Source organism: Streptomyces sp. NPDC002835 (assembly GCF_053591995.1).
The window spans coordinates 12,292-26,354 of record NZ_JBSFUW010000010.1 but is presented as its reverse complement, the minus strand read 5'-3'; the positions used below and the strand labels follow the sequence as shown (position 1 = coordinate 26,354).

Sequence of the window (14,063 nt, the reverse complement as noted above, 5' to 3'; positions counted from 1 at the left end):
CCAGGCCATCCCAGGAGCAGGAATGCACGGCCACGGCTTCGCGCCGCCGCAGCCCCGGCGCCCTTCCACGGCGCTGCTCGTCGTCGTGCGCGTCGTCTTCGTGGCGCTCGCGCTGCTCAGCTTCGGACTGCTCGCCTGGGGCACGATGCTGCGCATCGCGATCATGCGGGGACGGCGGTCGGACTGGCTGCTGTTCTGGCTCTCGCTCGCGGTCGTCCTGGCCTGCATCGTCGCGATCGGGGAGTTCTCCACCGTCGGGGAGACCCCGGGGGAGGAGCCGCCGCCGGAGCCGCTGGACTATGTGTGCATGGTGGCCCTGCTGGGGCTCGCGCTCGGTGTGCCGACGCACTACCTGGTCGCGGACATCCGCCACTACCAGGACGCGCGCCCGGCCGCGGGCTGGCCGCCGCCGCTGCCGACGGGGTCGCCGTACGGTCCGGTGACGCCGGCCGGAAGCCCGTACGGGATGCCGCAGCCCCAGCAGACGCAGCCGCCGCAGGGCTACGGCTACCCGCCCGCGCAGGCCCCGGCCCAACCGCCCGCGCAGGCCCCGGCCCCGCCCGTACAGCCGCCGACCCCGGCCCACGGCATGCCCGTACAGCCCCCGGCGCAGCCGATACCCGCGCCCGCCCCGCCCACGCGGCCGGCCGGCGCCCCCGCCACCGGGCGGATCGACCAGGTCCGCGCCGAGCTCGACGAGCTCAGCGACCTGCTCCGCAAGGAAGAGGGCAAGTGAACGGCCGCGTCATCGCGAACCGTTACGAGCTGGCCGCGCTCATCGGCCAGGGCGGCATGGGCCAGGTCTGGACGGCGTACGACGGGCGTCTCGACCGGCGCGTCGCCGTCAAGCTGCTGCGGCCCGACCACATGGCCGCCGCCACCGCCGCGGACGAGATGCGCCGCCGCTTCGTACGCGAGTGCCGGGTGACCGCCCAGGTCTGCCACCCCGGCCTGGTCACGGTCCACGACGCCGGCAGCGACGACGACGACCTGTATCTCGTCATGCAGTACGTCGAGGGCGCCGACCTCGCCGACCACCTCGCGGAGCATGAGCCCTATCCGTGGGAGTGGGCCGTCAGCGTCGCCGCGCAACTGTGCGCGGTGCTCGGCGCGGTGCACGCCGTGCCGATCGTCCACCGCGACCTGAAGCCGCGCAATGTGATGGTCAAGCCCGACGGCACGGTCACCGTCCTCGACCTCGGTGTCGCGTCCGTCATCGACATGGACACCACCCGGCTCACCCACACCGGTTCACCCATCGGCAGCCCCGCCTACATGGCCCCCGAGCAGGCGATGGGCGGCGCGGTCGGCCCGTACACGGATTTGTACGCCCTCGGCGTCCTGCTGCACGAACTCCTCAGCGGCAACGTCCCCTTCGCGGGCTCCACCGCGCTCGGCGTCCTCCACCGCCACCTCTACGAGCCGCCGCTGCCGGTCCGACAGCTGCGCCCCGAGGTCCCCGAGCCGCTGGAGGCCCTCGTCCTGCGGCTGCTCGCCAAGGACCCGGAGCACCGGCCGTCCGGCGCGCAGGAGGTGTACGAGGCGCTGGCGCCGCTGCTGCCCGCGCGCGGCGCGCCGACCGGGCCGCTCGACCCGACGCGTCCCTTTCTGCGTCCGCACGCGCCCTGGCCCGACCGGGTGTCCACCACGCCGGCCCCACCGCTCGCACCGCCGGCCGCGACGGCGCCGAAGCCGGACGTCGCCGGCGCCGTCGACGAGGTCAAGCGCCTGCTCGGCGAGGGCAGCATCACCCAGGCCGTGGACGTCCTCGGCGGCATCCTCCCGGCCGCGGCGTCCGAGCACGGCGAGCACTCGCCCGTCGTGCGCATCCTGCGCAAGCAGTACGCGGCGACCCTGATGGACGACGGCCAGTACCGCCGCGCCCTGCCCGAACTGCGCCGCCTCGCCGACGACCGCACCGCGGAGGCCGGCCCGGCCGACCCGCAGTCCCTGCAGTTCCGCCACGACGCGGCCCTCTGCCTGGAACAGCTCGGCCGGCCCGCCGCGGCACTCGCCGAGTACCGCGCGGTCCTGCCGTACTACGAGAGCTCCGACCACGACCGCGCGCTCCAGATCCGCCACCGCATCGGCCATCTGCTGCTCGCGGTCGGCGACCACACGGCGGCGAAGCAGCAGTTCCAGTCGCTGCTGTACGACGCGGAGCGCGCGTACGGCCCCTATCACCAGCTCCCGGTGGAACTGCGCCGCGCCCTGGAGCGCCAGCAGCAGCTCCGCCCGGGCTGACCCGGCGAACGCGGCCGTCGGCTCAGTCCGCCCGCAGGAACGCGGAGGTGGACACCCGTCCCAGCATCCGCAGCCGGGACGTGCCGCCGGCCAGGTGCTTGTCCAGCGCGTCCTGCACGCCCGGCCACTTGTCGTCGCCGTAGTCGTCCAGGACCACGATCCCGCCCGGGGCGGCGATGTCCTCGACCCACTCCAGGTCGGCGCGGACCCCGTCCTCCGAGTGGTCGCCGTCGACGATGATCACGCCGTACTTCCGGTCGGAGACGGCTTCCCGCACCTCGGGATCCGAGGAGAAGCCCTGCTGGATCCGCGCGGTGTACGCCCCGGGGCTGCCGCCCAGCGCCAGGTTGGCCCGGACGACGTCCTCCCGCACCGGCGTGCCCGTCGGGTCGGCGGCCTGGGCCGTGCCCGGCTGGAGCTGGGAGCCGGCCAGTGGGTCGACGATCGTCAGGTCGGGCTCGATGCCCGCACGGTGCACCATGCGCACCAGCGCGGAGGCGAACAGCCCGTACAGGGTGCCGATCTCGAGGATGGCACCATTCGGCGGGGACAGCAGCGGAACGGTGGCGAGCTTGCCGCAGATATTGGACGTCGAACCGGCCAGCCGGCCCACGCCGAGCGCCTCCAGCGCGACGACCGTACGGAAGGCGACGACGACGCTGCGGCGGGAGTGGGCGCTGCCGCTGACGTCCTTGACCTCCTTCACCAGCCGGTCGACCTGGTGGGCGGCCGGCGCCCGGCTGGTTCCCCGGCCGGTGCTGTCGAGCAGCAGCCCGGCCGCGTACTGCTGCTTCCGCATCTCGGCCACCTCCTGCCGCAGGGCGTCGAGGTCCCGCTGCACACCTCTCCTGACGCGCTGCTCGAACACGGTGAGGGCGGGACGCAGAGCGCGCTTGGTCAGACGGTTGCGGAGAATGGCCATGCCCGGGAACGTACGCGGGAACAACCCGGCAGCCCACCAAGTGCCAATGCTGGGCAGATGAAGTCTTGGTGTCGCGACGGTGACGGGAACGGTGACAGTGCTCGCGTCCGTGACCGCCGCCCTCGCGGCCCGGCCGAACGGGCGGACGGCCCGGGTGTGTCACCCTGTTCAGGGCGGCCGTCGCGGACGTCGGCGAGCGGAACTGGTGCGCGGGGGACGGGCAGGGCAATGACGGTACGCGGCCAGATCGTCAGATTCGCCCTGGTCGGGGTGGTGAACACCGGGACGTACTACGGCCTCTATCTGGCGCTGCTGACCGTGCTGCCGTACGTGGCGGCGCACGTGGCCGCCTTCCTGCTCAGCATGGTCGGATCGTTTTTCCTGACGTCGTACTTCACGTACCGCACCCGGCCGACGCTGCGGAAGTTCCTGCTGTTCCCGCTGACCAACGCGGCGAACTTCGTGGTGACCACGACCGGGGTGTACCTGCTGGTGGGCATGGGCGGCTTCGACAGCACGTACGCGCCGCTCGTCGCGGCAGCCGCCGCGATCCCGGTCACCTTCGTCGTCTCCCGCACGATCATGCTCCGCCCCGACCGCGCCACCGCACCCGCTCCGGAACCGGAACCGAAACCGGAGCGGGCTTCGACCGGCTGACGCGGGCATCAGGACCCGACTCGTTCGAGGGTCTGCTGAGGCCACCGCTCCGGGGGAGACCCCCCGCAGAGCGCCGCATCCCGACCGTTTGGCGAATCGTTCGGCGAATCAGTGGCCCACGCCACGTGGACTGCCTAACATCGATCACCGCAAGGCTTGTGCACCGATGCACAATCTCGCCACGGGAGGCTCCTTTGCACCGCCGTCGTCGTACCGCGCTCATTCTCTCCGCCGCGCTCGTCGCCGGCGTGCCGCTTCTCGCCGCCTGCGGCGATCAGTCACACCCCGGCGCCGCCGCCGTGGTCGGCGGGCAGCGGATCGAGGTGTCCGCAGTCCAGGCGAAGGTCCGGGACGTGCGTGAGGCGCAGCAGGACTCGCCGCAGGCGGAGCAGATGATCAAGGACACCGGGCAGCTCGGCCGCGCCAAGCTGTACGACCTGATCGTCGACCGGGTCGTGCAGCGCGCCGCCGACGACGCCGGGGTGAGCGTCAGCCGCAAGGAGATCCAGGACGGGCGGGAGGCGCTCGTGCGGCAGGCCGGGGGCGAGGACCAGCTCGTCGCCATGTATCTGCAGCAGCGCGGTGTCGCCCCGGACCAGGTCGACGACGCCGTGCGCCGCGACGTTCTGGTCGGCAAGATCGCCACGGCCCTCGGCGCGGCGAACAGCCCCGAGGGCCAGCAGAAGCTGAACGAGACGTTCTCCGCCGCGGCGAAGTCCCTGGACATCGACGTGAACCCGCGTTACGGCACCTGGGACGACAAGAAGCTCGAGCTCGGCACGTACCGGGCGCCCTGGATCACCGAGGTGTCCGGGGCCCAGGAGCCCGTCGAGACGGGCGCGTAGGGCCGGGCGGTAGGTTCGGGGGTGTGACCACCGAAGCATCCGCCGCCGGCCGTATCGTCCTGCTCACCGCCAGCCACCGCGTCGCGCCGGGGCTGCTGTCCTGGCCGGCGTGGCAGACGCTGCACGCCGCGGACCGGGTGCTGTGCGCCGACCCGGCGCACCGGCAGCTGGCGTATCTGCGGGAGGCGGGCGTCACCGTCGAGTACGCCGCGCCGGCCGCGGAGGAGCTGGTGGAGTACTGCGCGGCCGGCGGCCGCACCGTCGTCGTGCTGGCGTCCGGCGAGGGGGAGACGGCCCTGACCGACGGCCTGGCCCGCCTCGGCGGCTCCGGCCGCCTGACGATGCCCGACCTGGAGCTGCTGCCCGGCGCGTACGACCTGCCCGGCGCGCGGCTGCTGGACCTCGTGGAGGTCATGGACCGGATCCGCCGCGAGTGCCCCTGGTCCTCGAGGCAGACCCACAAGGGCCTGGCCAAGTACGGCATCGAGGAGGCGTACGAGCTCGTCGAGGCCATCGAGGACGGCGACCGGGACGAGCTGCGCGAGGAACTGGGGGACGTACTGCTCCAGGTCGTCTTCCACGCGCGCATCGCCGAGGAGCACGCGGACGAGCCGTTCTCGGTGGACGACGTCGCCGGCACGATCGTGGAGAAGCTGATCCACCGGCACCCGCACGTCTTCGGCGAGGAGACCGCCTCGACGACCGAGGAGGTCAAGGCGCACTGGCTGCGGACCAAGGCGGTCGAGAAGCAGCGCGAATCGGTGACCGACGGCGTGCCGCTCGGTCAGCCGGGTCTCGCGCTGGCGGCGAAGCTCGCGTCCCGGGTCCGTACGGCCGGCCTCGACGTGGAGCTCCCGGCCGGAGCGGGCGTGGGCTACGAGCTGCTGGCGCTGGCCGTACGCGCGGAGGCGGACGGCGTCGACCCGGAGGCGGCGCTGCGGGCGGCGGCCCGGGCCTACCGGGACGCGATCCGGGCGGCGGAGGGCCGGCCCGGTAACGTCGAGGGGTGAACGACCCGAACACCGCGCCCGAGCTCTTCACCTGGGAGTTCGCCACCGACCCGTACCCCGCCTACGCCTGGCTGCGCGAGCACTCGCCCGTGCACCGGACCCGGCTGCCCAGCGGGGTCGAGGCATGGCTGGTCACCCGTTACGCGGACGCCCGGCAGGCGCTCGCCGACCAGCGGCTGTCGAAGAACCCGGCGCATCACGCCGAGCCCGAGCACGCCAAGGGCAAGACGGGCATCCCGGGCGAACGCAAGGCCGAGTTGATGACGCATCTGCTGAACATCGACCCGCCGGACCACACCCGGCTGCGCCGGCTGGTCTCCAAGGCGTTCACGCCGCGCCGGGTGGCCGAGTTCGCGCCGCGGGTGCAGGAGCTGACGGACCGGCTCATCGACGACATCTTTGAAAAACAGCACAGCGCGGAGAAGGGTGAGGCGGACCTCATCCACGAGTTCGCGTTCCCGCTGCCCATCTACGCCATCTGCGACATGCTCGGCGTCCCGCCCGAGGACCAGGACGACTTCCGCGACTGGGCCGGAATGATGATCCGGCACGGCGGCGGCCCGCGCGGCGGCGTCGCCCGCTCGGTGAAGAAGATGCGCGGCTACCTGGCCGAACTGATCCACCGTAAAAGGGAGGAGCCGGGGGACGACCTCATCTCGGGGCTCATCAAGGCGTCCGACCACGGCGAGCACCTCACCGAGAACGAGGCCGCGGCGATGGCCTTCATCCTCCTCTTCGCGGGCTTCGAGACCACCGTCAATCTCATCGGCAACGGCGTCTACGCGCTGCTGCGCCACCCCGAGCAGCGTGAGCGCCTCCAGGCGTCGCTGGCGTCCGGGGACAGCGGCCTGCTGGCGACCGGCGTGGAGGAACTGCTGCGCTACGACGGGCCGGTGGAGCTGGCGACCTGGCGGTTCGCCACGGAGCCGCTCACCGTCGGCGGGCAGCGGATCGCGGCGGGCGACCCCGTACTCGTCGTCCTCGCGGCCGCCGACCGCGACCCGGCACGCTTCGACGCCCCGGACACCCTCGATCTGTCCCGGACCGACAACCAGCATCTGGGGTACGGCCACGGCATCCACTACTGCCTCGGCGCCCCGCTCGCCCGGCTCGAGGGGCAGACCGCGCTGGCCACCCTGCTCCGCAGAATGCCGGACTTGCGGCTTGCGGGAGATCCGGCCGATTTGCGGTGGCGTGGGGGTCTCATCATGCGCGGATTGCGCACTCTGCCCGTTGAGTTCACGGTGTAAACAAGCTGACGCTACGTCAAGTCTGTGACTTTCACGTGATCTCTGCTGCATCGACTTGTGACTCACGTTCGAATGCGACTACGTTCACCGTCACTCGGCAGGCATCAGCAGGCCGCAGGATTCACAGCTGTCACGCGAAAGGCAACCGCATGCTCTCCGGGAACGGACGACACCGCCGACCCCGCCAGGCTCCGGCCCTCATCGTCGCGGCAGGGGTGACCGGTTCGGCCATCGCGATCCCGCTGCTCGGCGCGGGCTCGGCGTCCGCGGCCGACGCGAACACCTGGGACCGCGTCGCGGAGTGCGAGAGCGGCGGGGCGTGGAGCGCCGACTTCGGCAACGGCTACTACGGCGGGCTGCAGTTCTCGCAGGAGACCTGGGCCGCGTACGGCGGCACCGCCTACGCGCCGAGCGCCGACCTCGCGAGCCGCTCGCAGCAGATAGCGGTCGCGGAGAAGGTCCTCGCCGCCCAGGGCCCTGGCGCCTGGCCCGCCTGCGGTCCGCTCGCCGGGCTCCAGGACGACGGCGCGGACACCGGCGTCGACCCGGGCATCCTGCCGCTGCCGAAGCAGAGCGACGCGCCGGACGGTGAGCCGTCGCCCGACACGTCCGGTTCCCTCGACGTCCTCGAGCCGACCGACCCGGCGGGCGACAAGCCCGCCGAGGGCTCGGCGGACGACTCGGACGCCACGGGCGAATCCGGCGCGCCGGACACCCGTGACGCGGGCACGCCCTCCGGCGACGCGACCGACCGGCCGGCGACCGGGGACGACGACACCCGCACGGTGCCCACGGACGACGCCACAGAGGCGGCCCCGTCCGGCGAGGCGTCGACCGGCACCGGCAAGCACCGCGGTGCGCCGGGCGACGAGTCCGCCACCGGCGGTTCGGACGGCGCCCGCGAGGACGGCCGCCACGCCTCACGGGGCGACAGCGCGGGCCGCAAGGGCGACGTCGGGGCAACCGCCCCGGGCTCGTACACCGTTCAGCCCGGCGACAATCTGTGCGACATCGCCGCCGCGGAGGAGGTGCCCGGCGGGTGGCCGGCCCTCTACGAGGCGAACGAGGAGACGGTCGGGTCCGACCCGGACCTCATCCTGCCCGGTCAGAGCCTCGACCTGAGCCTGGGTCAGCGCTAGTTCACACGACGGTTCATGGGCTTCTGTCCGCTTCGTTCCGGTGAGACAAGGGTCTCTTTGTCCCAACTAGGGCGCAACGCCCCATGAACTCGGCCACTCCGCCCCTCACCTGCGAAAACGGACATCTTCGGGTGGTCGGTTCGGGCGTTTTCTCCCCGATGTTCGACTTTGAACATCGGGGAGTCCTGTGTCTACGGTCTGAACCGCTCGCCACCGCGGGCCCCGTCGACCGATACGCCGAATCCTGCCGTCGGTCGAGGGGAACAGTCGTCGCTCAGAGCGCCGAAGGCAGGAGCGGGGGACCCAAGGTAAGCGCCGGGGCCGTTCGCCCGGATCGAGAGATCCGGCGGACCGGAGCCGGCTGGGGGTGAAGCCCGCACGTCCCACGGACGTGCGGCCGGGCAACTCACAGGCCCGAACCCGACAGCTCACCTCGTAGGCGTCGGTGAGGAGAAGTTCCATGCTGCGTTCTTCCGACAAGGCCAAGCACCGCCGCCCGTCGAAGGTCACCCGTCTCGTCGCGCTCGCCGGTGTCGCCGGCGCCGCCATCGCCGCCCCGGTTCTCGGCGCGACCTCCGCCTCCGCCGCCACCGCCTCCGAGTGGGACGCCGTCGCCCAGTGCGAGTCCGGCGGCAACTGGTCCATCAACACGGGCAACGGCTACTACGGCGGCCTGCAGTTCTCCGCCTCCACCTGGGCCGCGTACGGCGGCACCGCGTACGCCTCGACCGCCGACCAGGCGTCCAAGGCCCAGCAGATCGAGATAGCCGAGAAGGTCCTGGCCGGCCAGGGCAAGGGCGCCTGGCCGAGCTGCGGCGTCGGCCTGTCCGGTGCCTCCTACGGCGGCGGCTCCGCCGAGGCCGCGCCCGCGCAGCCGTCCCAGGAGCGCTCCGAGGCGCCCACCACGCGCTCCGAGCGCACCGAGGCCCCCGCCCCGGCCCCGAAGGCCGAGAAGCCCGCCGCCGCTCCGCAGGCCAAGGGCTTCAAGAAGGGCGACGGCGAGTACAAGGTCGAGGCCGGCGACACCCTCAGCAAGATCGCGCAGGCCGAGAAGGTCGAGGGCGGCTGGGAGAAGCTGTTCGAGCTGAACAAGGACATCGTCGAGGACGCCGACGTGATCCACCCGGGCCAGCAGCTCCACCTGCGCTGACCCGCACCTGCCTCCCACGGTCCGGCGGTCGTGGGAGGCACCCGTCCGTCGGACGGGACCCGAGCACCCCGGTCCGGCGCGCCTTCCCCCGTACGCGCCGGGCCGGGGCTCGGTCCGTTGCTGGGGCGAGTCCGCCCCGGGGCGCCGGTTACCCGCAGGTAGGAACCGTCCCGTTTGTCCGGTCGCAAGGGGCTTGATGCCCTTTTTCGTCCCAGGGGGCGGGCATCGGCCGGGCCTTTGCCGCCGGGGCGGTTAGGCTCTTGCCGCAAGGCCAAGCAGACCTCTGCACTTTTCTCGCGTCACATCCCAGAAGGAGATGCTCGTGCCGTCCATCGACGTCGTCGTAGCCCGGGAAATCCTGGACTCCCGAGGCAACCCCACGGTCGAGGTCGAGGTTGGCCTCGACGACGGCAGCACGGGTCGTGCTGCAGTTCCGTCCGGCGCCTCCACCGGTGCGTTCGAGGCTCTCGAGCTCCGCGACGGTGACCAGAACCGCTACCAGGGCAAGGGCGTCGAGAAGGCCGTCCTCGCCGTCATCGAGCAGATCGGCCCGGAGCTCGTCGGCTACGACGCCACCGAGCAGCGCCTGATCGACCAGGCGATGTTCGACCTGGACGCCACCCCGGACAAGTCCTCGCTCGGCGCCAACGCCATCCTCGGCGTCTCCCTCGCCGTCGCGCACGCCGCCTCTGAGGCCTCCGACCTGCCGCTCTTCCGCTACCTGGGCGGCCCGAACGCGCACCTGCTGCCCGTTCCGATGATGAACATCCTGAACGGCGGCTCGCACGCCGACTCCAACGTGGACATCCAGGAGTTCATGATCGCGCCGATCGGCGCCGAGTCGTTCTCCGAGGCGCTGCGCTGGGGCACCGAGGTCTACCACACCCTCAAGAAGGTCCTGAAGCAGAAGGGCCTGTCCACCGGCCTCGGCGACGAGGGCGGCTTCGCGCCGAACCTCGACTCCAACCGCGCCGCCCTCGACCTCATCCTCGAGGCCATCAAGGAGGCCGGCTACACCCCGGGCAAGGACATCGCGCTCGCGCTCGACGTCGCCGCGTCCGAGTTCTACAAGGACGGCTCGTACGAGTTCGAGGGCAAGTCCCGCTCGGCCGCCGAGATGACCGAGTACTACGAGGAGCTCGCCGCCTCGTACCCGCTGGTCTCCATCGAGGACCCGCTGTTCGAGGACGACTGGGACGGCTGGAAGGTCCTCACCGAGAAGCTGGGCACCAAGGTCCAGATCGTCGGCGACGACCTCTTCGTCACCAACCCGGAGCGCCTGGCCCGCGGCATCGACGAGAACGCCGCGAACGCGCTGCTCGTCAAGGTCAACCAGATCGGCTCGCTGACCGAGACCCTCGACGCCGTCGAGCTCGCCCAGCGCAGCGGCTTCAAGTGCATGATGTCCCACCGCTCCGGCGAGACCGAGGACGTCACCATCGCCGACCTGGCCGTCGCCACCAACTGCGGCCAGATCAAGACCGGCGCCCCGGCCCGCTCCGAGCGCGTCGCCAAGTACAACCAGCTGCTGCGCATCGAGGAGATCCTCGACGACGCGGCGGTGTACGCGGGCCGCAGCGCGTTCCCGCGGTTCAAGTACGAGGACTGAGCACCGCACGAGCGACGCCGAGCGTCGCCGGGCCACCGGTGATCACCGGCTGATCACCGGCTGACGCCCTGTCGTACGTACGTCCCCGGCCGCGGTCCCGTACCGTGTCCGGGGACGTCGGCGTGTGAAGGGGAGGCGAGTGGGATGGCGCGCAGGCCGGAAGCGGACAGGTTCTCCACCGCGACCAGGCTGCGGCTGCTCGGCGAGCAGACCGCCGCCCGCGTCTACCGCTCCCAGAACCGCCGCCAGGCCCGCCGCTCCCGGCTCACCGGCCGCGCGGCCTTCCTCGCCCTCGTCGTCTGCTCGCTCGTCGTGGCGCTCGCCTACCCGATGCGCCAGTACGTCTCCCAGCGGGCGGACATCGCCGAGCAGGAACGCCTCATGGACGAGGCGCGCGCACAGGTCGAGCAGCTCAAGGACGAGAAGGCGCGCCTCCAGGACGACATGTACATCCGGCGGCTAGCCCGCGAGCATCTGCACTACGTGCTCCCGGGGGAGACCGGATTCACCATGATCGACCCCGAGGCCGCGGAGCGGGAGCGCGAAGAGAGCGGCGCGGCCGACCGGCCGTGGTACTCGAACGTATGGAACGGCGTGGACAGCGCCGACGGTCCGCAGCAGTAGCAGCACCCGGCAGCAGTAGCAGTCACCGAACAAGGCAGGCATGGAAACCCCTCCTCCCACCACCGAACCCACCGAGCCCACGGACGCGGACGTCGCCGCGTTCAAGGAGCAGCTCGGCCGGCCGCCGCGAGGTCTGCGCTCGATCGCGCACCGCTGCCCCTGCGGGCAGCCCGACGTCGTCGAGACCGCGCCGCGGCTTCCCGACGGCACCCCCTTCCCGACGCTGTACTACCTGACGTGTCCGCGGGCCGCCTCCGCGATCGGCACGCTCGAGGCGAACGGCGTCATGAAGGAGATGACCGAACGCCTGGCGGCCGACCCGGAACTGGCCGCCGCGTACCGGGCCGCCCACGAGGACTACATCGCCCGCCGTGATGCCATCGAGGTCCTGGAGGGCTTCCCCAGCGCGGGCGGCATGCCGGACCGGGTGAAGTGCCTGCACGTCCTGGTCGGCCACTCGCTGGCGGCCGGCCCCGGGGTGAACCCGCTGGGCGACGAGGCGATCGCGATGCTGCCCGAGTGGTGGGCGAAGGGCCCCTGCGTGACCCCGTGCGGGACGTCGGGCGGACAGGGAGAGGACGCCGCCGAATGACCCGCGTCGCCGCCGTCGACTGCGGCACCAACTCCATCCGCCTGCTCGTCGCGGACGTCGACACCGCCACCGGCGCTCTCGTCGACCTCGACCGCCGGATGACGATCGTCCGCCTCGGCCAGGACGTCGACCGCACCGGCCGGCTCGCTCCCGAGGCGCTGGAGCGCACCTTCGCCGCCTGCCGCGAGTACGCCGCCGTGATCAAGGAGCACGGCGCGCGGCGCCTGCGCTTCGTCGCCACGTCCGCGTCCCGGGACGCCGAGAACCGGGACGAGTTCGTCGCCGGTGTGCTCGGCATCCTCGGTGTGGAGCCGGAGGTGATCAGCGGCGACCAGGAGGCCGAGTTCTCCTTCACCGGTGCCACGAAGTCCCTCGACGGCCGCTCCGACATCGCCAAGCCCTATCTGGTGGTCGACATCGGCGGCGGCTCCACCGAGTTCGTCGTCGGCGAGGAGCACGCCGGCGCCGCCCGGTCCGTCGACATCGGCTGCGTACGGATGACCGAGCGGCACGCGCCGGACAGCCCGGCGACGCCGGAGCAGGTCGCCGCGATCACCGCGGACATCGAGGCGGCGCTCGACGAGGTCGAGAAGACCGTGCCCATCCGCGAGGCCCACACGCTCGTCGGGCTCGCCGGCTCGGTGACCACGGTCGCCGGGATCGCGCTCGGCCTCGACGCGTACGACTCCGCGGCCATCCATCACTCGCGGATCTCCTGCGAGCAGGTCGAGGAGGTCACCACCATGCTGCTGAACTCCACGCACGACGAGCGCGCGGCGATCGGCGTGATGCACCCCGGCCGCGTCGACGTCATCGCGGCCGGGGCGCTGGTGCTGCGCACGGTCATGCGGCGCATCGGCGCCCGCGAGGTGGTCGTGAGCGAACACGACATCCTCGACGGCATCGCCTACAGCGTCGCGAACGAGGACCGCGGTTAGGGTCTGCCGTTCGGATCAGGCCGGATCAGTGAGACCTCAGGTCGCGGGGGCCGGCTCCGGGGTGAGGACCACGAACTCGGCCCCCGCCGGGTCGCTGCACACCGCCAGCCGGCCGACGCCCTCCGCGTCCTCGGGGCCCATCGAGACCGAGCCGCCCTTCTCGCGTACGAGGGCGACCGTGGCGTCGCAGTCGGCGGTGCCGAAGACGGGGTGCCAGTACGGCCGCGCGTCCCCGGACGCGAACATGTCCGGGACCGCCATGATGCCGCCGAACATCCGTTCCGGGGGGCAGTCCTTGGGCGTCACCATCGTGTACGTCCCGCCGCCGCCGGGGAGTTCCATGTCCTGGCCGGTCCAGCCGAAGACGCGGCCGTAGAAGTCCTGCGCGGCCTTCGAGTCGGTGGTGTAGAGCTCGATCCAGCCGAGACTGCCGGGGCCGTCCACGGCCTCGATGCCGGGGTAGCTGCCGGGCTGCCAGACTGCGAACTGGGCGCCCTGCGGGTCGGTGACCTGAGCGAACCGGCCCTCGTCCGCCACCTCGGACGGCGGGGTGCGGACGGCGCCCCCGGCCTCCTCGACCGCCTTGACGGTGGCTTCGATGTCCGGCGTGTGGAAGTAGACCATCCAGGCCGACCGGGCGCCCTCCTCGGTGAGCTGCCCGACCGCGCCCACCGCCTTGCCGTCGAGGCGGAACGCCTTGTAGCTGGTCATCTCCTCGTCGAAGGCCTGGGCCTGCCAGCCGAACACGGCGCCGTAGAAGGCGGCGGCCGCGTCGATGTCGGGCGCGCCCAGGTCGAGCCAGGCGGGCGAGCCGGGGACGAAGTCAGTGGTGATCACTCGATTCCCTTTCTCCGTGATTCAGCCGGTACTGACCGGGTTCTGTGGATGTGCCGCATCCTGGCCACATCCTGGAGTCAGCCTGGCACCGCGTCCGGACCCTCGCCCGTTGACCCGCGGAGGGGGTTCGCGGCCGCTTTTCCGGCCGCCCCGGCGGCCCTCGCGAGAAAGTTCGTGAACTTCTTCACAAGGAAAACCGCGCCGATGGGCCCGTCGGAGGCCCGAAAGCCCTCCGGTGCCCGCCTG

The 14,063-nt window shown here is 72.1% G+C and carries 14 protein-coding genes and 1 riboswitch; of the genes, 12 read left to right on the top strand and 2 right to left on the bottom strand.

Annotated features, from left to right (window positions below; translation table 11 throughout):
* Positions 1-22: 22 nt before the first annotated feature.
* Both ACWD01_RS13365 and ACWD01_RS13360 read left to right on the top strand, forming a co-directional pair.
* Positions 23-736, top strand: coding sequence for a hypothetical protein (locus ACWD01_RS13365; RefSeq protein WP_451161167.1), 714 nt, complete (start codon positions 23-25; stop codon positions 734-736).
* Positions 733-2,244 (top strand): protein kinase domain-containing protein, encoded by a 1,512-nt coding sequence (locus ACWD01_RS13360; RefSeq protein WP_451161165.1) that lies wholly within the window; start codon positions 733-735, stop codon positions 2,242-2,244. The genes ACWD01_RS13365 and ACWD01_RS13360 overlap by 4 nt, the downstream gene beginning before the upstream one ends.
* Positions 2,245-2,266: 22 nt before the next feature.
* On the opposite strand, the gene ACWD01_RS13355 is transcribed toward ACWD01_RS13360, so the two are convergent.
* On the bottom strand, positions 2,267-3,166 hold the full coding sequence (locus ACWD01_RS13355; protein ID WP_451161163.1) for a class I SAM-dependent methyltransferase: 900 nt from the start codon (positions 3,164-3,166) through the stop codon (positions 2,267-2,269).
* Positions 3,167-3,394: 228 nt separating this feature from the next.
* Between ACWD01_RS13355 and ACWD01_RS13350 the strand changes: the two genes are divergently transcribed.
* The 10 genes from ACWD01_RS13350 to ACWD01_RS13305 all read left to right on the top strand — a co-directional run bounded on the left by ACWD01_RS13350 (position 3,395) and on the right by ACWD01_RS13305 (position 12,980).
* Positions 3,395-3,823: a GtrA family protein gene (locus ACWD01_RS13350; protein WP_451161161.1), complete on the top strand. Its 429-nt coding sequence runs from the start codon at positions 3,395-3,397 to the stop codon at positions 3,821-3,823.
* A gap of 194 nt (positions 3,824-4,017) precedes the next feature.
* Complete coding sequence (locus ACWD01_RS13345) at positions 4,018-4,668, top strand: SurA N-terminal domain-containing protein (RefSeq protein WP_451161159.1); 651 nt, start codon at positions 4,018-4,020, stop codon at positions 4,666-4,668.
* Between the two features lie 23 nt (positions 4,669-4,691).
* Positions 4,692-5,678, top strand: a complete 987-nt coding sequence (locus tag ACWD01_RS13340; protein ID WP_451161157.1) for a nucleoside triphosphate pyrophosphohydrolase — start codon at positions 4,692-4,694, stop codon at positions 5,676-5,678.
* Positions 5,675-6,928, top strand: a complete 1,254-nt coding sequence (locus ACWD01_RS13335; protein WP_451161155.1) for a cytochrome P450 family protein — start codon at positions 5,675-5,677, stop codon at positions 6,926-6,928. Before ACWD01_RS13340 ends, ACWD01_RS13335 begins: the two co-directional genes overlap by 4 nt.
* 149 nt (positions 6,929-7,077) lie before the next feature.
* Positions 7,078-8,067 (top strand): transglycosylase family protein, encoded by a 990-nt coding sequence (locus tag ACWD01_RS13330; protein WP_451161153.1) that lies wholly within the window; start codon positions 7,078-7,080, stop codon positions 8,065-8,067.
* A gap of 270 nt (positions 8,068-8,337) precedes the next feature.
* Positions 8,338-8,524: riboswitch (cyclic di-AMP (ydaO/yuaA leader) on the top strand.
* 6 nt (positions 8,525-8,530) lie between these two features.
* Complete coding sequence (locus ACWD01_RS13325) at positions 8,531-9,217, top strand: transglycosylase family protein (RefSeq protein ID WP_451161514.1); 687 nt, start codon at positions 8,531-8,533, stop codon at positions 9,215-9,217.
* 316 nt (positions 9,218-9,533) lie between these two features.
* Positions 9,534-10,826 (top strand): phosphopyruvate hydratase, encoded by a 1,293-nt coding sequence (gene eno, locus ACWD01_RS13320; protein ID WP_451161151.1) that lies wholly within the window; start codon positions 9,534-9,536, stop codon positions 10,824-10,826.
* Positions 10,827-10,970: 144 nt separating this feature from the next.
* Complete coding sequence (locus tag ACWD01_RS13315) at positions 10,971-11,450, top strand: FtsB family cell division protein (RefSeq protein ID WP_451161149.1); 480 nt, start codon at positions 10,971-10,973, stop codon at positions 11,448-11,450.
* Between the two features lie 40 nt (positions 11,451-11,490).
* A complete protein-coding gene (locus ACWD01_RS13310) occupies positions 11,491-12,042 on the top strand; it encodes a DUF501 domain-containing protein (protein WP_451161147.1) in 552 nt (183 codons plus the stop codon).
* Positions 12,039-12,980, top strand: coding sequence for a Ppx/GppA phosphatase family protein (locus ACWD01_RS13305; RefSeq protein ID WP_451161145.1), 942 nt, complete (start codon positions 12,039-12,041; stop codon positions 12,978-12,980). The genes ACWD01_RS13310 and ACWD01_RS13305 overlap by 4 nt, the downstream gene beginning before the upstream one ends.
* A 36-nt stretch (positions 12,981-13,016) precedes the next feature.
* Here the strand turns inward: ACWD01_RS13305 and ACWD01_RS13300 are convergent, their stop codons facing one another.
* Positions 13,017-13,817 carry a VOC family protein gene (locus ACWD01_RS13300; protein ID WP_451161143.1) on the bottom strand — a complete coding sequence of 267 codons (801 nt, stop codon included), beginning with the start codon at positions 13,815-13,817 and terminating at the stop codon, positions 13,017-13,019.
* Positions 13,818-14,063 lie beyond the last annotated feature (246 nt).

Bases quoted from the DNA above. Each gene is read 5' to 3' on its own strand.
- ACWD01_RS13355 (WP_451161163.1), bottom strand. From the start codon at position 3,166: ATGGCCATTCTCCGCAACCGTCTGACCAAGCGCGCTCTGCGTCCCGCC.
- ACWD01_RS13365 (WP_451161167.1), top strand. From the start codon at position 23: ATGCACGGCCACGGCTTCGCGCCGCCGCAGCCCCGGCGCCCTTCCACG.
- ACWD01_RS13305 (WP_451161145.1), top strand. From the start codon at position 12,039: ATGACCCGCGTCGCCGCCGTCGACTGCGGCACCAACTCCATCCGCCTG.
- eno (WP_451161151.1), top strand. From the start codon at position 9,534: ATGCTCGTGCCGTCCATCGACGTCGTCGTAGCCCGGGAAATCCTGGAC.
- ACWD01_RS13310 (WP_451161147.1), top strand. From the start codon at position 11,491: ATGGAAACCCCTCCTCCCACCACCGAACCCACCGAGCCCACGGACGCG.
- ACWD01_RS13350 (WP_451161161.1), top strand. From the start codon at position 3,395: ATGACGGTACGCGGCCAGATCGTCAGATTCGCCCTGGTCGGGGTGGTG.
- ACWD01_RS13315 (WP_451161149.1), top strand. From the start codon at position 10,971: ATGGCGCGCAGGCCGGAAGCGGACAGGTTCTCCACCGCGACCAGGCTG.
- ACWD01_RS13330 (WP_451161153.1), top strand. From the start codon at position 7,078: ATGCTCTCCGGGAACGGACGACACCGCCGACCCCGCCAGGCTCCGGCC.